The organism is Arenimonas sp., assembly GCF_047602345.1.
Classification (GTDB): domain Bacteria; phylum Pseudomonadota; class Gammaproteobacteria; order Xanthomonadales; family Xanthomonadaceae; genus Arenimonas.
In genome coordinates this window covers 176714-192836 of the sequence record NZ_JASGHN010000004.1, presented here as the reverse complement: position 1 = coordinate 192836, position 16123 = coordinate 176714, and the positions used below count along the sequence as shown (strand labels likewise).

General features: G+C 66.1%; 20 protein-coding genes. 11 read left to right on the top strand and 9 right to left on the bottom strand.

All coding sequences use genetic code 11. The features are described 5' to 3' along the window. Positions 1-8: 8 nt before the first annotated feature. Entirely contained in the window at positions 9-1694 is a 1686-nt protein-coding gene (locus QM707_RS02920; protein ID WP_415000377.1) for a dipeptidyl-peptidase 3 family protein, read from the top strand. An 80-nt stretch (positions 1695-1774) separates the two neighbouring features. Then, on the top strand, positions 1775-2542 hold the full coding sequence (locus QM707_RS02915; RefSeq protein ID WP_415000376.1) for a glycoside hydrolase family 16 protein: 768 nt from the start codon (positions 1775-1777) through the stop codon (positions 2540-2542). A gap of 7 nt (positions 2543-2549) precedes the next feature. Here QM707_RS02915 and QM707_RS02910 read toward each other — a convergent pair whose 3' ends face one another. The 4 genes from QM707_RS02910 to QM707_RS02895 all read right to left on the bottom strand — a co-directional run bounded on the left by QM707_RS02910 (position 2550) and on the right by QM707_RS02895 (position 6475). Then, positions 2550-3377, bottom strand: coding sequence for a hypothetical protein (locus QM707_RS02910; RefSeq protein WP_415000375.1), 828 nt, complete (start codon positions 3375-3377; stop codon positions 2550-2552). 161 nt (positions 3378-3538) lie between these two features. After that, positions 3539-4039, bottom strand: coding sequence for a DUF6623 family protein (locus tag QM707_RS02905; protein ID WP_415000374.1), 501 nt, complete (start codon positions 4037-4039; stop codon positions 3539-3541). A gap of 150 nt (positions 4040-4189) precedes the next feature. Next, a complete protein-coding gene (locus QM707_RS02900) occupies positions 4190-5320 on the bottom strand; it encodes a PilT/PilU family type 4a pilus ATPase (RefSeq protein WP_415000373.1) in 1131 nt (376 codons plus the stop codon). A gap of 117 nt (positions 5321-5437) precedes the next feature. Next, positions 5438-6475: a type IV pilus twitching motility protein PilT gene (locus QM707_RS02895; protein WP_415000372.1), complete on the bottom strand. Its 1038-nt coding sequence runs from the start codon at positions 6473-6475 to the stop codon at positions 5438-5440. A gap of 262 nt (positions 6476-6737) precedes the next feature. Here QM707_RS02895 and QM707_RS02890 point away from each other — a divergent pair, with 262 nt between their 5' ends. The 5 genes from QM707_RS02890 to QM707_RS02870 all read left to right on the top strand — a co-directional run bounded on the left by QM707_RS02890 (position 6738) and on the right by QM707_RS02870 (position 10574). Continuing rightward, a complete protein-coding gene (locus QM707_RS02890; protein ID WP_415000371.1) occupies positions 6738-7421 on the top strand; it encodes a YggS family pyridoxal phosphate-dependent enzyme in 684 nt (227 codons plus the stop codon). Positions 7422-7480: 59 nt separating this feature from the next. Further along, complete coding sequence (gene proC, locus QM707_RS02885) at positions 7481-8332, top strand: pyrroline-5-carboxylate reductase (protein WP_415000370.1); 852 nt, start codon at positions 7481-7483, stop codon at positions 8330-8332. Positions 8333-8411: 79 nt separating this feature from the next. Next, on the top strand, positions 8412-8855 hold the full coding sequence (locus tag QM707_RS02880) for a DUF4426 domain-containing protein (RefSeq protein WP_415000369.1): 444 nt from the start codon (positions 8412-8414) through the stop codon (positions 8853-8855). Continuing rightward, complete coding sequence (locus tag QM707_RS02875) at positions 8852-9532, top strand: histidine phosphatase family protein (protein WP_415000368.1); 681 nt, start codon at positions 8852-8854, stop codon at positions 9530-9532. Before QM707_RS02880 ends, QM707_RS02875 begins: the two co-directional genes overlap by 4 nt. Positions 9533-9548: 16 nt before the next feature. Then, on the top strand, positions 9549-10574 hold the full coding sequence (locus tag QM707_RS02870; RefSeq protein ID WP_415000367.1) for a phosphotransferase family protein: 1026 nt from the start codon (positions 9549-9551) through the stop codon (positions 10572-10574). 16 nt (positions 10575-10590) lie between these two features. Here the strand turns inward: QM707_RS02870 and QM707_RS02865 are convergent, their stop codons facing one another. The 3 genes from QM707_RS02865 to pdxH are packed head-to-tail and all read right to left on the bottom strand — an operon-like array spanning position 10591 to position 12226. After that, entirely contained in the window at positions 10591-11388 is a 798-nt protein-coding gene (locus QM707_RS02865; protein ID WP_415000366.1) for a cobalamin-binding protein, read from the bottom strand. A 30-nt stretch (positions 11389-11418) separates the two neighbouring features. Beyond that, entirely contained in the window at positions 11419-11592 is a 174-nt protein-coding gene (locus QM707_RS02860) for a hypothetical protein (protein WP_415000365.1), read from the bottom strand. A gap of 22 nt (positions 11593-11614) precedes the next feature. Then, positions 11615-12226 (bottom strand): pyridoxamine 5'-phosphate oxidase, encoded by a 612-nt coding sequence (gene pdxH, locus QM707_RS02855; RefSeq protein WP_415000364.1) that lies wholly within the window; start codon positions 12224-12226, stop codon positions 11615-11617. A gap of 30 nt (positions 12227-12256) precedes the next feature. On the opposite strand from pdxH, the gene QM707_RS02850 reads away from it, so the two are divergent. Continuing rightward, positions 12257-13084, top strand: a complete 828-nt coding sequence (locus QM707_RS02850) for a kinase (RefSeq protein ID WP_415000363.1) — start codon at positions 12257-12259, stop codon at positions 13082-13084. A 13-nt stretch (positions 13085-13097) separates the two neighbouring features. Here QM707_RS02850 and QM707_RS02845 read toward each other — a convergent pair whose 3' ends face one another. Together QM707_RS02845 and QM707_RS02840 are read right to left on the bottom strand one after the other, a co-directional pair. Further along, positions 13098-13307 (bottom strand): dodecin family protein, encoded by a 210-nt coding sequence (locus QM707_RS02845; RefSeq protein WP_415000362.1) that lies wholly within the window; start codon positions 13305-13307, stop codon positions 13098-13100. A 40-nt stretch (positions 13308-13347) separates the two neighbouring features. Then, positions 13348-14169 (bottom strand): NAD-dependent epimerase/dehydratase family protein, encoded by an 822-nt coding sequence (locus QM707_RS02840; protein WP_415000361.1) that lies wholly within the window; start codon positions 14167-14169, stop codon positions 13348-13350. Positions 14170-14211: 42 nt separating this feature from the next. On the opposite strand from QM707_RS02840, the gene QM707_RS02835 reads away from it, so the two are divergent. The 3 genes from QM707_RS02835 to QM707_RS02825 are packed head-to-tail and all read left to right on the top strand — an operon-like array spanning position 14212 to position 16103. After that, the gene (locus QM707_RS02835) at positions 14212-14751 is read left to right on the top strand and encodes a shikimate kinase (protein WP_415000360.1); all 540 of its coding nucleotides are present in this window, start codon (positions 14212-14214) and stop codon (positions 14749-14751) included. Further along, positions 14751-15818, top strand: coding sequence for a 3-dehydroquinate synthase (gene aroB, locus QM707_RS02830; RefSeq protein WP_415000359.1), 1068 nt, complete (start codon positions 14751-14753; stop codon positions 15816-15818). Before QM707_RS02835 ends, aroB begins: the two co-directional genes overlap by 1 nt. A gap of 30 nt (positions 15819-15848) precedes the next feature. Next, positions 15849-16103: a WGR domain-containing protein gene (locus QM707_RS02825; RefSeq protein ID WP_415000358.1), complete on the top strand. Its 255-nt coding sequence runs from the start codon at positions 15849-15851 to the stop codon at positions 16101-16103. Positions 16104-16123 lie beyond the last annotated feature (20 nt).

Below are 16123 nucleotides of genomic sequence, written 5' to 3'. Positions count from 1 at the left end.
AGCCCGTCATGCGCCTCAACCCCCTCGCCCTGCTGATTCCTGCCCTGCTGCTCGGCTTGGGCGCCTGCAAGAACGCCGACGCGCCGACCGCCCAAAGCAAGTCCGTGCCCACTGCCGAGTCGTACGCGACGACCCATTTGCGCGACTACGTGACCGTGCCGCTGAAAGCCGATCTCTCCGCGTTCGACGAACAGGAAAAGCAGATGATCGCCCTGCTGGTCCAGGCCAGCGAAGTGATGAACGACATCTACTGGCAACAGAGTTGGGGCGACAAAGCCGCCTTGCTTGGCAAGATCGAAGATGCCGATACGCGTCGCCTGGTCGAAATGAACTTCGGCCCCTGGGATCGCCTGAACGGCGACACGCCCTTCGTCGATGGCGTCGGCGCCCGTCCGGCGGGCGCGCAGTTCTATCCGGCCGACATGACGAAAGAAGAGTTCGAAGCCGCCGAGCTGAAGGACAAGGCGAGCTGGTACACCCTGCTGCGCCGAGACGAAGCCGGCAAGCTGGTGACGGTGCCTTTCCATGAAGCCTACAAGGCCGATCTCGAACGCGCGGCGGCCCTGCTGCGCCAGGCCGCGCCGCTGAGCAAGGACAAGGCCTTCGGCGACTACCTGCGCATGCGCGCCGACGCATTGTTGTCCGACGATTTCCAGCCCAGCGATCTGGCCTGGATGGACATGAAGGGCAATCCGGTCGACATCGTCATCGGCCCGATCGAAACCTACGAGGACCAGATCTTCGGCTACAAGGCCAGCTACGAAGGGCTGGTGCTGATCAAGGACCTCGAATGGAGCGAAAGGCTGGCGCGATTCGCGACCTTCCTGCCGGAACTGCAACGCGGCCTGCCGGTGCCGGACAAGTACAAGGCGGAAAGGCCCGGCACCTCCGCCGACCTCAACGCCTATGCGGCGGTGTACTACGGCGGCAATGCCAACGTCGGCGCCAAGACCATCGCCATCAACCTGCCGAACGACGAAGTGGTGCAGCTCAAGAAGGGCACGCGGCGCCTGCAGCTGGAGAACGTCATCCACGCCAAGTTCGACAACATCCTGCTGCCGATCGCCAAGGTGCTTATCGCCGAGGACCAGCTGCAGCACGTGACCTTCGACGCCTTCTTCGAGGACACGATGTTCCATGAGGTCGCGCACGGTCTCGGCATCAAGAACACGCTCGACGGCAAGGGCACGGTCAACGATGCGCTGAAGGAGTACGCCTCCAGTTTCGAAGAGGGCAAGGCCGACATCCTGGGCTTGTACCTGATCACCAAACTGGCCGAGAAGGGCGAACTCGACAAGACCAAGCTGATGGACAGCTATGTCACCTTCCTGGCCGGCATCATGCGTTCGGTGCGCTTCGGCGCAGGCGACGCCCATGCCAAGGCCAACATGCTGCGCTTCAATTTCTTCGAGCAGCAGGGCGCTTTCAGCCGGGACCCGGCGACCGGCCGCTATCGCGTCGAATTCGACAAGATGCAGGCGGCGATGAACGCGCTGAGCGAGAAGCTGCTGACCGTGCAGGGCGACGGCGACTATGCGACCGCCAAGCAGATGACCGACAGCATGGGCGTAATCCCGCCGCAGCTGGCGGCCGATCTCAAGCGCCTGGAAGCCGCGAAGATTCCGGTGGACGTAGCCTTCGAGCAGGGATTGAACGTGCTCGGCCTGCAGGCCCCGCCCCCGCCGGCCGACTGATCCTCGCCGCAGCGTGCGATTGCCGGCGCGCCACGACCGGCCTAACCTGCATCGAAGAATCCGACCCGCTGGAGCGTCGCATGAAGACCGCATTGTCCCGCCTCGCTATCGCACTCGCCCTCGGCAGCGCTTCCGTCGCCCAGGCCGCCGGCACCGTGGTGTTGCGCGACGACTTCAACGGCGTGCGCCTGGATCGCAAGCGTTGGGAGGTCGCCAACTGGACGCTCGGCCGCACTGACCTGAAGAACGCGCCGGTGGTCTCGGGCGGATTCGCGCAGCTGCGTTTCGACACGTTCCAGTTCGCCGGCACCGAGATGTTCACCAAAGCCAGCTACGCGCGCGGCAATGGCATCGAGTTCGAGGCGCGCGTGCGCATGAACCAGCTGCCCGACGGCCTCGTCACGGCCATGTTCACCTACCAGGCGAGCAACGGCACGTCGGACGAGATCGACTTCGAAGTACTGAGCAAGCAGGTGAACCTGAGCAGCGGCGGCGCCCCCCTGTTGCTGAGCACCTGGAACAACTGGGACGAGGCGAATCCGACCTACGACGACGGCATCCACCATTCCTCGCGCACGGTGAAGGTGAACGGGCTGGACGTGAACGCCTTCCACACCTATACGGTGCGCTGGCTGCCAACACGCACGGAATGGCTGGTGGACGGCGTGCTGATCGCCAGCTCGACGCAGGCGCAGCCCGATCTCGCCACGCCGTTCCGGATCAATCTCTGGGCGCCCGCCTCGGGCTGGACCGATGCCTACGCCGCCAGCCTGCAGCCGGCGACGCAGCGGCGCAAGAACGTCAGCTACTACGTCGACGTGGACTGGGTGGAGATCCGCAAGCTTTGACGCGCGATCAACGCACCTGCTTGCAGTTCTCCAGCCAGACCATCTTCTTGAAGTCGTCGTAGCGGTAGAAGGTTCCGGCGAAGGTAACGCTCTGCTTCTCGCGCAGGGTCAGCACGGTGGCGAGTTGGTTCGGTCGGAACAAGCAGGCGACGCCGACGCGGAAATTCGCCTGGCCCGGCAACGGGCCGAGCGGGCGTTCGCTCATTTCGGGAATATGGAAGGAGACGTTGTAGTCCTCGCCGTCTTCCTGGATGTTGTCGATCTTGCCGCTAAGCGTGTACTGCCGGCCCTTGTGCCTGGCGTTGAGCGCGACGGCATTGGCCTTGGCTTCGCGCGCGATCTCCATCGAGAAGATGTACGCGTCCTTCTTGCCGGCAGCGAGGTTGTTCTTGGCCTGCGCGCCGCTGGCCCCGGCCGCCTTGCCGGCCGCGCCGCCCTTCACCTTCGCCAGCAGTTCGCACATGTAGGTCCTGATGTTCTCCTGCTTCGCGAACACGCCCTTGTCGGTCTTCACCGCCATCTCGACTTTGGCGTCGGCGCCTTCCGCCGTGACGGTGATGATGGTCGGGATGGCGCGCGTCGTGCCGGTCGAGGGCTGCTCGACCAGCAAGGTGCCGGCCTCGGCGTCCTCGGCGATCACCTGCATTTTTTCCGCCAACATGATGCCGCGCATCTGGCCGAGCGCATCCTGTTGCGACAGGTTCGCCACGCGCACGTGGCTGGAATACCGCGTGCCGCTGAACGCGCTGCCGTCCTTGCCGAAATTGCTTTCGCATTCGCCGGCCGCAGCCATCGCCGGAACCAGCAGCATCGTCCATGGCACCCATCGCTTCATCGCTTCTCTTCCTCTAGCTCGAACGGAAGCTACGATTGTGTCCGAAGCGCCATTGCGACCGGAAGCCCGACGCCCCGCCCCTCATCGCATTCGGGACGAACGCATCGAAAGGCGGGACGAAAAAAACGCCCGGCGCTGAAGAATCGAGGACCCTGGCCGCCTCAGGGCATCGTCCAGTCGGCGCCGGCGGCGAAGAACTCGATCTTGCCGAGGTCGCGCCTGGCTTCGAATTCGCCGCGCGAATCGAAGCGCACTTTCACCGAGACGCTGAGTCCCCGCGGCGTTTCCATCGGCCCCGCGAAGGCCGGCACCAGGTCGAATTGCGTCTTGCCCGGGAGGAAGGAGTTGCGGTCCACATCCGGCTGGTTGCGTACCGATCCGGCCTCCTGGATGACGTTGAACACCGCCAATCGCGAACTTCCGCTCCAGACATGCACCACTTCCACCGCCGCGAACTGCATCCGGTACAGGACGAAGACGCGTTCGAGCCGGGTCATGGCGCCGTCGTAAACGACGGGCGCGCAGATCGGGAAATGGAACCAGTTGAAGCTTTGGTCGATGCCGGTGAACCAGGCCGAGCCGGCCATGCGAAGTTGCGCGATAGGTGGGAACTCGGGCTGCACGCCATTGCCTTGCAGCCACATGGCCAGCTTGGTCGTCATCTGCGTTCTCCATGGGGGACTGGAAGCATCCGCGGGGGCGGGCTGCTTTCAGGCTTACGCAGGCGCGCACGGATTTCGGACAGGCGCGGGGGGCCAGAAAGAAAAACCCGGCCGAAGCCGGGTTTTCGCATCGCCAGCCGCCGGAGCGGCTTACTTCACTTCCGAAATCTCCACGCCGTCCATGCCCTGCGCCAGCGTCCGGGCGTCGCCGCCCTGGGCCAGCTTGATCTTCAAGCGCACTTCGTTGGCGGAGTCGGCGTAGCGCAGCGCGTCCTCGTAGGAGATCTCGCCGGCCTGGTACAGCTCGAACAGGGCCTGGTCGAAGGTCTTCATGCCGAGGTTGGTGGATTCCTTCATCACTTCCTTCAGCTTGTGGATCTCGCCGTCGCGGATGTAGTCCTGCACCAGCGGCGTGCCGAGCAGGATTTCCATCGCCACGCGGCGCGACTTGCCGTCCGGGGTCGGGATCAGCTGCTGCGCGACGACGCCCTTCAGGTTCATCGACAGGTCCATCAGCAGCTGGCTGCGACGGTCTTCCGGGAAGAAGTTGATGATGCGGTCCATCGCCTGGTTGGCGTTGTTGGCGTGCAGCGTGCAAAGCACCAGGTGGCCGGTTTCGGCGAACGCGATCGCGTGGTCCATGCCCTCGCGGGTACGCACCTCGCCGATCATGATCACGTCGGGCGCCTGGCGCAGGGTGTTCTTCAGCGCGTTTTCCCAGGAGTCGGTGTCGATGCCGACTTCGCGCTGGGTGATGATGCAGCCCTCGTGCTTGTGCACGAATTCGATCGGGTCCTCGATCGTGATGATATGGCCCGACGAATTCATGTTGCGGTAGCCGATCATCGCCGCCAGCGAGGTCGACTTACCGGTACCGGTCGCACCGACGAAGATGATGATGCCGCGCTTGGTCATCGCCAGCGTCTTGATCACCGCCGGCAGGCTCAGCTCTTCCACCGTGGGAATGCGCGTCTCGATGCGACGCAGCACCATGCCGACCTGGTTGCGCTGGTAGAAGCAGCTGACGCGGAAACGACCGACGCCCGAGACGCCGATGGCGAAGTTGCACTCGTGCGTCTTTTCGAACTCCTCGCGCTGCGAGGGGCTCATCACGTTCAGCACGAGGTCGCGACTTTGTTGCGGCGTCAGCGGGTTCTGCGTGATCGGCGAGATCTTGCCATGCACCTTCATCGACGGCGGCACGCCCGCCGTGACGAACAGGTCCGAAGCCTTCTTGTGCGCCATCAGCTTCAAGAAGGAGGTGAAATCGATGCTGCTCATTGCAAGGGCTCCGAAACGGTACTCGGGAAACAGGGGGAGGGTCGGCCTCGACCTCGGATACTACGCGAACCCGGCCGCGGACGACGCCCGGCCCCCTGTGGCCGCTTGTGCCGATGATCAGTCGAACAGTCGCTTGTCCTTGGCGTATTCGCGCGCCTGGATCTTCGTGATCAGACCGCGCTTGACGAAGTCCTGGAGGTTCTGGTCCAGGGTCATCATGCCGTACTGCTGGCCGGTCTGGATGGCCGAGTACATCTGGGCCACCTTGTCCTCGCGGATCAGGTTACGGATCGCCGGGATGCCCACCATGATCTCGTGCACGGCGATACGGCCGCCGCCCACCTTCTTCAGCAGGGACTGCGAGATCACCGCGCGCAGCGATTCCGACAGCATCGAACGCACCATCGGCTTTTCGCCGGCGGGGAACACGTCGATGATGCGGTCGATGGTCTTGGCGGCCGAGCTGGTATGCAGGGTCGCGAACACCAGGTGACCGGTCTCGGCGGCGGTCAGCGCCAGGCGGATCGTCTCCAGGTCGCGCAACTCGCCGACCAGGATGTAGTCGGGGTCTTCGCGAAGGGCCGAACGAAGCGCTTCGTTGAAGCCGTGCGTGTCGCGGTGCACTTCGCGCTGGTTGATCAGGCACTTCTGCGAGGTGTGCACGAACTCGATCGGGTCTTCGACCGACAGGATGTGCGCGAACTCGTTCTTGTTCACGTGGTCGACCATCGCCGCCAGCGTGGTGGACTTGCCAGAGCCGGTCGGACCCGTCACCAGGATCAGACCCTGCGGCTGCGCGATCAGTTCGGTGAACACGCGCGGGCAACCGAGCTCTTCCAGCGTCAGGATCTGGCTGGGAATGGTACGGAAGACGGCGCCGGCGCCGCGGTTCTGGTTGAAGGCGTTGACGCGGAAACGCGCCAGGCCGGGAATTTCGAAGGAGAAGTCGACCTCGAGGAATTCTTCGAAGTCGCGGCGCTGCTTGTCCGACATGATGTCGTACACCAGCGAATGCACTTGCTTGTGGTCCAGCGCCGGGATGTTGATGCGTCGCACGTCGCCATCGACGCGGATCATCGGCGGCAGGCCGGCGGAGAGGTGAAGGTCGGATGCTTTGTTCTTGACCGAGAAAGCCAGTAGTTCAGCGATATCCATGGCGGTATACCCCCTGGTGCGCAACGGTTCTGCCGTCGCGCGAGTCGTCGTTACCGCGCCAGGGCGATCCGGCCCCATCGCGACGCGTCGAGCCCCGGACCGTTCCCCCCTAGGATCGGGCCCGTTCTCGCTTGCCCGCACGCCGGCGCCGGAGCGACGGATGCAGGCGGGTGCAGCCTCCCTGCAGCACCCTTGAGCCCGCTGTCCCATGACAGGGGGCCGAGGGCAGTATAAACCTCCCGCAGTACGCGACAATCCCGGCATGAACCCGCCCCGCCAGGCCTATTCCCGCGTCCTTCAGACCCTGAACAACGCGGCCTCCGATGCCGGACGGCCACCCCCCGCGCTACTGGCCGTATCCAAGACCCAGCCTCCCGAGGCCGTGGCCGCGCTGGCCCGTCTCGGCCAGCGCGCTTTCGGCGAAAACTACGTGCAGGAAGGGGTGGCGAAGATCCTGTCCTTGGCCGACGCCGGGCTGGAATGGCATCTGATCGGGCACCTGCAGTCGAACAAGGCCCGCGAGGCCGCCGAGCATTTCGACTGGGTGCAGACGGTCGATCGGCCGAAACTGGTCGAGGCGCTGGACCGCCATCGGCCGCCGGCGCGCGGGCCGCTGAACGTCCTGCTGCAGGTGAACATCGACGACGAGGCGAGCAAGTCCGGCTGTGCCGCCGAAGACGTCCCGACGCTGGCCGAACTGGTCGCACAGGCACCGAGGCTGCGACTGCGCGGCCTGATGAGCATCGGTGCGCCGCATCCCGACTTCGAACGACGACGGGCGACGTTCCGGCGCATGCGCGAATTGTTCGACGACCTGCGCCAACGTCATCCGGAGGCCGATACCTTGTCGATGGGCATGAGCGAGGATTTCGCGCTGGCGATCGCCGAAGGCGCGACGATGGTGCGGGTCGGCAGCGCCCTGTTCGGGCCGCGCACTTCCCGCTGACTTCCGCTCGCTGACGCACCCAGCGCTTACACTTGCCGCATCGCTACTGGAAACCCGCCATGTCATCGTCCGCTTCACCGCAAGATACGAACGCCACCGACGCCATTGCTTTCGTCGGCGGCGGCAACATGGCGCGCAGCCTGATCGGCGGATTGGTGGCGCGCGGTCGCGATCCCGCTTCCATCCAAGTGGCCGAACCGAACGAAAGCCTGCGTGCCGCGCTGGTCGCCGACTTCGGCGTGATCGCGCATGCGGACAACGCCGAGGCCGTGACCACGGCCCATACCTGGGTGTTCGCGGTGAAGCCGCAGGTGATGAAATCCGTCTGCCAGGCCCTGGCGCCGATCGCGCAGAGCAGGCGACCGATGATTCTTTCCATCGCCGCCGGCATCACTGGCGAACAACTCGACCGCTGGCTGGGCGGCGGCCTCGCCGTGGTGCGCAGCATGCCGAACACGCCCGCCCTGCTCGGCGCTGGCGCGACGGGACTGCATGCCAATGCGCGCGTGACGAAATCACAACGCCATGTCGCCGAATCGCTGATGCAGGCTACCGGCATCACCGAGTGGATCGATGACGAACGCCTGATGCATGCGGTCACTGCGCTGTCCGGCAGCGGACCGGCCTACGTCTTCCTGCTGGCCGAAGCGATGCAGGCCGCGGGCGAAGCCCAGGGGCTGCCGCCCGAGTCGGCGCGCAAGCTGGCACTGCAAACCATCCTGGGCGCGGCACGCATGCTGACCGAATCCGGCGAACCGGCCGCCGTGCTGCGCCAGCGCGTCACGTCGCCGAACGGCACGACGCAGGCCGCCCTGGAGAGTTTCGAAGCCGGTGGATTCCGCGCCCTGGTCGACCAGGCCGTCTCGGCGGCGACACGCCGCGGGCGCGAACTGTCGGCGGCGAACGATTGAAGCGCGACGGCCGGATGACAGCTCCGCCCGATGGCGCGATGATCGCGGCGAACGACCTCTGCCCAGGAGCGATCGCGTCATGAACCTATTTCTTCGCCTGCTGACGCATGGCTTCGTGTTCCTGCTGTTTGGGTGCGGTGCGGCCAATGCGCAATCGGTCAGCTCGGGCGATATCACCGTGCACTACAGCGTCGTGCCGACCACGAGCCTGACGCCGGAGGTCGCGCGGCAGTACGGCCTCACGCGCTCGGCCAGCCGCGCCTTGGTGAATGTCGCGGTAAGGAAAGGCAAGCCCGGCGTCGATGCGGCAGTGCCGTCGCAAGTGACGGTCGGCGCCACCAATCTCAACGGACAGCGCCAGGCGCTGATGATGCGTGAGGTCAAGGAAGGCGGCGCGATCTATTACCTGGGCGAAGCGCGTGTTTCCGGGCAGGAAACCCTGAGTTTCGAGATCGAGGTGCGTATCGCCGGCCGCGCCGAACCGATCCGCGCTGCGTTCCGGCAGGAGTTCTTCCCGAAGTGAGCCTGCTCTTCGTACGCCACGGCCAGGCCAGCGCCGGCACCGACGACTACGACGTTCTCTCCGAACGGGGCTTCGCGCAATCGCGTCGTCTCGGCCAGTGGCTAGCAGCCACCGGGCATGAGTTCGACGAAGTGGTGATGGGCGGCATGCGCCGGCATCGGCAAACATTCGAATCGATCGCGTCGAGCTACGCCGAACAGGGCAAGGCCCTGCCCGCCGCGCGCATCGAACGCGGATTCGATGAATTCGACCATCACGCGGTGTTCGACGGCTTCATGCGCGGCAATGCCGATCATCCGGCGGTGGTCGGCAGCCATGCCGGTGGACTGATGGCCCTGGGCGCATTGATCCATGCCGCGCTCGGCGCCTGGGCCGAGGATCGCATTGCGGGCGTCCCCGAGAGTTGGTCCGACTTCGGCGCGCGCGTGCGCGATGCCGGCGAACGCCTGGCGGGTGGCCGCGAGCGCAAGGTGCTCGTGCTGACCTCGGGCGGCGTGATCTCGCGCCTGGCGCAACACGCTATGGGCCTGAACGATCGCGGCGCGATCGACCTGAACCTCTCGCTGCGCAACAGCGGCCTCTGCGAATTCCACCTGCGCCCCTATGGCATGGCGCTGGGCAGCTGGAATGCACTGCCGCATCTGCACGACGATCGCGGGCTGTGGACCTATTACTGAGGAAAAAGGACGCGGCATGCGCGAATCGCTGGAACTCGATCCTGTGGCGCTGGCCGCCTACCTGGAAACGCAGGTCGCTGGTTTCCGCGGACCGCTGACGGCGACCAAGTTCAAGGGCGGTCAGTCGAACCCGACCTATCGCATCGACGCGGCGAGCGGCAGCTACGTATTGCGGCGCAAGCCGCCCGGCAAGCTGCTGGCCTCGGCGCATGCGGTGGATCGGGAATTCCGCGTACTTCAGGCACTGAGCGCGCAGGCCACGGGCGTTCCAGTCGCGCGACCGCTGCACCTGTGCAGCGACGAGTCGGTGATCGGCTCGATGTTCTACCTGATGGAGTTTGTCGATGGCCGCATCTTCTGGGATCCTGCCCTGCCGGATGTCGCGGCGGAAGATCGCGGCCGCTACTACGACGCCATCGTCGATGCGATGGCAGCCCTGCACCGCGTCAATCCGGGTGCCGTCGGCCTCGCCGACTACGGCAAGCCGGGCAACTATTTCGCCCGCCAGATCGCCCGCTGGAGCGAGCAATACCGCGCCAGCGAAACGCAATCGATTCCGGCGATGGAAGCGCTGATCGAACGCCTGCCCGCGCGTTGCCCGGAAGACGACGGGCGCATCGCGCTGGCGCACGGCGATTTCCGCATCGACAATCTGATGTTCGATCGCGACGAAGCGAAGCTCGCGGCGATCGTCGACTGGGAGCTGTCCACGCTCGGCCACCCACTGGCCGACCTGGGCTATTTCTGCATGGCGCTGCGCCTGCCGCGCAATCCCGCCTTGCCGGGCCTGGCGGGTATGGATCGCGCTGCGCTCGGCATTCCCGACGAAGCGGCCGTGCTGCGCCGCTACGCGGAAAAGACCGGCTTCGGCATCCCGGGAGATTGGGACTTCGTCATCGCTTTCAGTTATTTCCGCCTCGCCGCGATCGCGCAGGGCGTGGCCAAGCGCGCGCAACAGGGCAACGCCTCCAGCGAACAGGCGATGCAGGCCGGCGCAATGACGGCATTGCTGGCGAAATCGGGTTTGAGCGCGCTGGGCTGATCGGCGTTGCGCGTCCTTACGCGCAACGGCCGGCCCAAGCACGGATGTGCGCGGCCATCTCGCGCACGCCTTCGGTCAGCGCGGCCGGGCCGGGCTGCAGGATGATCGGTGACTTGATCTCGAACAACTGTTCGTCGCTCACGGCCGGAACGTTTTCCCAGCCGGGGCGCGCGGCGACTTTGCCCGGCTGGAATTTCTTGCCGCACCAGGAACCGAACACGATGTCCGGCGCGCGCGCGATGATGTCGTCGTCGTTGGCGAGGATGCGGTCCTTGGCCAGCGATTTTTCCGCGCGCTCCGGGAAGATGTCGTCGCCGCCGGCGATGCGCAGCAGCTCGGCCACCCAACGGATGCCGGTGATGCGCGGCTCGTCCCATTCCTCGAAATAGACGCGCGGGCGCCGAGGCAAGGTCGACGCCTGCAATGCGATGTCGTCCAAGCCACGGCGCAGGGTATCGGCATAGTCCGACGCCTTGTCGGCCGCGCCGACCAGCGCGCCGAGCCGGCGGATGTAGTCGAGGATGCCTTCGACGCTGCGATGATTGCTGATCCAGACCTCGATGCCGTGGCGGATCAATTCGGCGGCGATATCGGCCTGGATGTCGGAAAAGCCGACGACGAAATCCGGTTCGAGTTTCAGGATCTCGCCGATCTTCGCGCTGGTGAAGGCGCTGACCTTGGGCTTTTCCCGTCGCGCGATCGGCGGGCGCACGGTGAACCCGGAGATGCCGACGATGCGATCCTGCTCGCCGAGCGCGTACAGCGTCTCGGTCGGCTCTTCGGTCAGGCAGACGATGCGGCGGGGCCCCGGCATGGACGCCACGCCCTCAGGCGCACACGCGGTTCAGGCCCAGAGCGTGCCCCGGCGATCCTCTTCGTTGCGGCGATCATGCTGCCGGCGGTCGCCCTGGCGGCGCTCGAGCACATTCCAGGCGATATCGGCACCGCGGCGCTCGCCCTGCCGGCGGTCTTCGCTGCGACGGTCGTTGCTGCGTCTTTCGAACAGACGTTCGGCCATGATTCGGCTCCCACCCCAAGGATCAGGGGTAGAGCATACGCCGATGCCAGCCGCCGTCCAGCCGCTCGTAGCGTTGGCGTTCGTGCAGGCGGAACCGGGCTCCATACCAGAACTCGATCAGCTCGGGCACGACCCGGAACCCGGACCAGTGCGGCGGCCGCGGCACGGGAGCGTCGGCGAATTTCGCTTCAAAGGCGGCGAACCGGGTCTCGAAGACCTCGCGCGACTCCAGGGTCTGGGATTGCAGCGACGCCCAGGCGCCCAGCTGGCTCTCGCGCGGCCGGCTGGCGAAGTAGGCATCGGCCTCGGCCGCCGACACCGGCTCGACCGTGCCCTCGATCTTGGCCTGGACGTGTTCGCTACCGCGCAGGCCCTTCCAGAGGAACAGCAGGGCTGCCTGTGGATTGGCGGCCAATTGCCGCCCCTTGCGACTGTCGAAGTTCGTATAGAAGACGAACCCGCGCCGATCGAACGCCTTCAGCAACACCGTGCGCGCGGAGGGTCGACCGCCCTGCCCGACCGTCGCCAGCGTCATGGCGGTGGGTTCGCAATCGCCTGCCGCCTTCGCTTCGTCCAGCAATTGCGCGAACGTGGTCAGCGCTTCTTCGTACAGATCCGGGCTCGCTGCGGTCATCGGCGCTTCCTTTTTCGCTATTGTCGCGCGATGAAAGCGCGCTTGCATCCGGCTCGTGGCGTCGGCTTCCCGCCGGCCTTCGTCGAACGATGCCTGGACGAGGCGTTGGCGGTTCGGCGCGGCATGCCGACGGCGCTCGCCATCGCCGGTGCCCAGGGCAGCGGCAAGTCCACGCTCGCGGCACAGCTCGTAGCCGCGGGCGCACATCGCGGCCTCGCCGTCATCGCTCTGTCCATCGACGATTTCTACCTGACGCGGCGCGAACGCCAGCGCCTCGCACGCGAAGTGCATGCGCTGCTGGCCACTCGGGGACCGCCCGGTACGCACGACATCGCGCTGGCCAGCGCCACGCTGGCCGCGCTCGAAGAGGGCGAGGCGCGCCTGCCGCGCTTCGACAAACTGGCCGACACGCGCCTGCCGCCGTCGCGCTGGCGCCAGGTCCTCCGCCGGCCCGACCTGATCGTGTTCGAAGGATGGTTCCTGGGTCTGCGGCCGCAATCGGATGCGCAACTGCGATCGGCCATAAATACGCTTGAACGCAGCGAAGACCCCGATGCCGCCTGGCGCCGCTGGTGCAACGCACGACTGGCCGACTATGCGCCGCTATGGCAGCGTTTCGATCGGTTGCTCTACCTGCAGGCGCCGTCGTTCGACGTCGTGCCCGGCTGGCGCGCGCGACAGGAGCGGAACCTCGCGATGAAGCGTTCGCGCCCCGGCATGGCACGCGCTGCCATCGATCGCTTCGTGCAGCACTTCGAGCGACTCACCCGGCATGGGATGAAAACGCTGCCGGGCATCGCCGATCGCGTCGTCCGGCTCGACGCGACGCACCGGATCGTGCACGACCCGATGCGGTGAACCCAAGGTCGGCTCAGGCGACGACGAAGCTGACGTTCATATGCACGCGCCACTCGGTGACGCTGCCGTCTTCGTCCGTCACGACCTTGATTTCCTTCACCCAGGCGCCCTTGATGTTCTTCACGCTCTTCGAAACCTTCTTCAAGCCGCCTTGCACGGCGTCCTCGATGCCCTTCTTCGAAGACGAGGAAATCTCGATCGTTTTCGCCACCGTGGTCGCCATGGTCCTGCTCCTGTGAGGTTTCGCCGGGTCGGCCGGGCGACTATACGCCCGGCTTCGCCAGCAGGGGCAGGTAGCCGCTGGCATAGTCGGGGAAACGCGGCGCCCAGCCGCCGATGCGCAATCGCGCATTGCTGACGCGACGGCCGCTTTGCGCTTCGTTCGCGACCGACAAGGCCTCCCGGCCTTCGTGCCGCCGAACCCAGGCGATCACTTCCGATTCCAATGCCGGCAAGTCATCGTTGCCGAGGTAATGGGTTTGCAGTTCTCCCAGGTCGAGCAGGTGCGACAGCGCGGCGGCGGCGTCTTCGACATGGATGCGATTGCTCCAGCGCGGCCGCGGCGACGCGCCGCTGCGCGCGCGTTCGAGCAAGGCGGTACGCCCTGGCCCGTACAAGCCGGACAGGCGCAACACCGCCGCTTCGCCATGCGCGGCGAGCTCGTGTTCGGCTTCCAGCAACACGCGGCCGTTGAAGGCCGAAGGTCGCGCCGGCGTGGCTTCGTCTATCCATTCGCCGGCGTCCTCGGAATAGACGGCGGTGGAAGACACGAAAAGAAAGCGTTCGGCGTCCACACGGTCAAGCAGGCGCCGCAGGCCATCGACGAACAAGGCACGATAAGCCGACTCGTCGCGCCGATCGGGCGCAGCGCAATACACCACGGCATCCGGGCGGCGCGGCAAGCGTTCGAAGCCCTCGCCGGTCACCAGGTCCACACGTAGGCTCCGTACTCGTCCGGACAGTTCGGCGTCGCGACGACGCAGCGCGATCACATCGTCTCCGAGCGCCGCGCGCAGGGCCGCGAGCCGTCCACCGACATCGCCGGCGCCGGCAATCAGCACGGTGCGCGCGCTCGTCATCGCCATCCTCGGCTCCGTCACGACCTTCGGCGATGCTAGCATTCGCCTATGAATCCCGCGCCCAACCTCGTGCTCGTCGGCCCTATGGGCGCCGGCAAGACATCGATAGGAAAACGCCTCGCGCAGCAGTTCGGGCTGGACTTCGTCGATGCCGACCACCGGCTCGAGGAAATCACCGGCGCGGCCGTGCCCCTGATCTTCGAATGCGAGGGCGAAGCCGGGTTCCGCCAACGCGAAGCGGCCCTGATCGCCGAACTGATGCGCGGCGAAGGACAACTCGTCGCGACCGGCGGCGGTGCCGTGCTGGCGGAAGGCAATCGCGACGCATTGGCGGCCCGCGGTTTCGTCGTGCATCTGCGCGTGGGCGTCGAGCAGCAACTCGATCGACTCGCTCGCGATCGTAGCCGGCCTTTGCTGGCTACCGGCGATCGGCGCGAAAAACTCGAGTCCCTGGCCCGCATCCGCACGCCCCTGTACGAGGCCGTGGCCGACCTGAGCTTCGATTCGAACGGATTGTCGGTCGGCCAGGCGGCCGAGCGCCTGGGCCAGTTGCTGGCGACGCATTGGCATCGCGCGGAGGCGGCCTGATGCGCGAGATCGAGGTCGAGCTCGGCGAACGTCGCTATCCGATCCGCATCGGACCGGGCTTGCTCAGCGGCGCGGACTGGAGCGCCGTGTTGCCGGGGCGACACGTATTGATCGTCAGCGATGGCAATGTCGCGCCGCTCTACCTGGCTCGCGTCGAACGCGCGTTGCACGACAGGCAGGTCGGCATCCTGGTGTTGCCCGCCGGCGAGCAGGAAAAAAACCTGCAACGCTTCGGCGAGGCGATCGACGCGCTCGCGGCGTTGGGCGCCAGTCGCGACGCGACCGTGGTCGCCCTCGGTGGCGGCGTGGTCGGAGACCTGGCCGGATTCGCCGCAGCGAGCTGGATGCGCGGCGTGCGTTTCGTGCAGTTGCCGACCACCCTGCTGGCGATGGTGGATTCATCGGTGGGTGGCAAGACCGCGGTGGACATTCCCGCCGGCAAGAACCTGGTGGGCGCGTTCCATCAGCCTTCGGCGGTGATCGCCGATACCGATACACTATCTACCCTGCCCTTGCGCGAACTCCGCGCGGGCTTGGCTGAAGTGGTCAAGTACGGCGCGATCGGCGATGCCGCCTTTTTCGACTGGATCGAGGCGCATGCCGGCGCCTTGCTGGCGCGCGATGCCGACGCGGTCGGCGAAGCGATCGAACGAAGCTGCCGGCACAAGGCCGGCGTGGTCGCGCGCGACGAAACCGAACAGGGCGAGCGAGCGCTGCTGAACTTCGGCCATACCTTCGGGCATGCGGTCGAAGCGGAACAGGGCTTCGGCGGATTGCTGCACGGCGAAGCCGTCGCCGTAGGCATGGTGCTCGCCGCACGGCTTTCCACGCACCTGCAGCGCGCGCCGGCGGTCGATGCCGACCGACTGCAGGCCTTGCTCGAGCGCTTCGGCCTGCCCGTGGCCATTCCCACGGGCCTGGACGCTTCGTCGCTGCTGTTCCGGATGAAGCTCGACAAGAAGGCCGTGTCTGGCCGGCTGCGACTGGTCCTGTGGCGAAGGCTGGGCCAGGCGGAAATCGTGGCCGATGTGCCCGAAACCGACGTTCTCGCCATTCTGGCTTCGTAGGGCGCGACTGGCCCGCTACAATGGCGCCCCATGCGCCTCCTGCTCCAGCAAAAGCCGCTAGCCGGCGAAAGCCCCCGTTACGTCCAGCTGATCCTGCAACAGGATCTGCTCGGCGGCTGGGCTCTGCTGCGAGAGACCGGCCATATCGGCGGCAAGGCGCAGCTCAAGCGCGAACAGTTCCTCGACCGCGACTCGGCTTTGGCCGCCTTCGAGAAAGCACGGGATGCCCAGGTCAAGCGCGGCTTCCTGGTGATGTTCACCCAAGGCGCGGACGCGCCGCGATGAAAACCCGCGCCCGTCACATG

Excerpts from the sequence above, each read along its gene's own strand:
- QM707_RS02895 (WP_415000372.1), bottom strand. The coding sequence starts at position 6,475 with ATGGATATCGCTGAACTACTGGCTTTCTCGGTCAAGAACAAAGCATCC.
- QM707_RS02860 (WP_415000365.1), bottom strand. The coding sequence starts at position 11,592 with ATGGCCGAACGTCTGTTCGAAAGACGCAGCAACGACCGTCGCAGCGAA.
- QM707_RS02900 (WP_415000373.1), bottom strand. The coding sequence starts at position 5,320 with ATGAGCAGCATCGATTTCACCTCCTTCTTGAAGCTGATGGCGCACAAG.
- QM707_RS02840 (WP_415000361.1), bottom strand. The coding sequence starts at position 14,169 with ATGGCGATGACGAGCGCGCGCACCGTGCTGATTGCCGGCGCCGGCGAT.
- aroB (WP_415000359.1), top strand. The coding sequence starts at position 14,751 with ATGCGCGAGATCGAGGTCGAGCTCGGCGAACGTCGCTATCCGATCCGC.
- QM707_RS02865 (WP_415000366.1), bottom strand. The coding sequence starts at position 11,388 with ATGCCGGGGCCCCGCCGCATCGTCTGCCTGACCGAAGAGCCGACCGAG.
- QM707_RS02825 (WP_415000358.1), top strand. The coding sequence starts at position 15,849 with ATGCGCCTCCTGCTCCAGCAAAAGCCGCTAGCCGGCGAAAGCCCCCGT.
- QM707_RS02870 (WP_415000367.1), top strand. The coding sequence starts at position 9,549 with ATGCGCGAATCGCTGGAACTCGATCCTGTGGCGCTGGCCGCCTACCTG.
- QM707_RS02905 (WP_415000374.1), bottom strand. The coding sequence starts at position 4,039 with ATGACGACCAAGCTGGCCATGTGGCTGCAAGGCAATGGCGTGCAGCCC.
- QM707_RS02850 (WP_415000363.1), top strand. The coding sequence starts at position 12,257 with ATGAAAGCGCGCTTGCATCCGGCTCGTGGCGTCGGCTTCCCGCCGGCC.
- QM707_RS02835 (WP_415000360.1), top strand. The coding sequence starts at position 14,212 with ATGAATCCCGCGCCCAACCTCGTGCTCGTCGGCCCTATGGGCGCCGGC.
- QM707_RS02890 (WP_415000371.1), top strand. The coding sequence starts at position 6,738 with ATGAACCCGCCCCGCCAGGCCTATTCCCGCGTCCTTCAGACCCTGAAC.
- QM707_RS02845 (WP_415000362.1), bottom strand. The coding sequence starts at position 13,307 with ATGGCGACCACGGTGGCGAAAACGATCGAGATTTCCTCGTCTTCGAAG.
- QM707_RS02920 (WP_415000377.1), top strand. The coding sequence starts at position 9 with ATGCGCCTCAACCCCCTCGCCCTGCTGATTCCTGCCCTGCTGCTCGGC.
- QM707_RS02910 (WP_415000375.1), bottom strand. The coding sequence starts at position 3,377 with ATGAAGCGATGGGTGCCATGGACGATGCTGCTGGTTCCGGCGATGGCT.
- QM707_RS02880 (WP_415000369.1), top strand. The coding sequence starts at position 8,412 with ATGAACCTATTTCTTCGCCTGCTGACGCATGGCTTCGTGTTCCTGCTG.
- QM707_RS02915 (WP_415000376.1), top strand. The coding sequence starts at position 1,775 with ATGAAGACCGCATTGTCCCGCCTCGCTATCGCACTCGCCCTCGGCAGC.
- proC (WP_415000370.1), top strand. The coding sequence starts at position 7,481 with ATGTCATCGTCCGCTTCACCGCAAGATACGAACGCCACCGACGCCATT.
- pdxH (WP_415000364.1), bottom strand. The coding sequence starts at position 12,226 with ATGACCGCAGCGAGCCCGGATCTGTACGAAGAAGCGCTGACCACGTTC.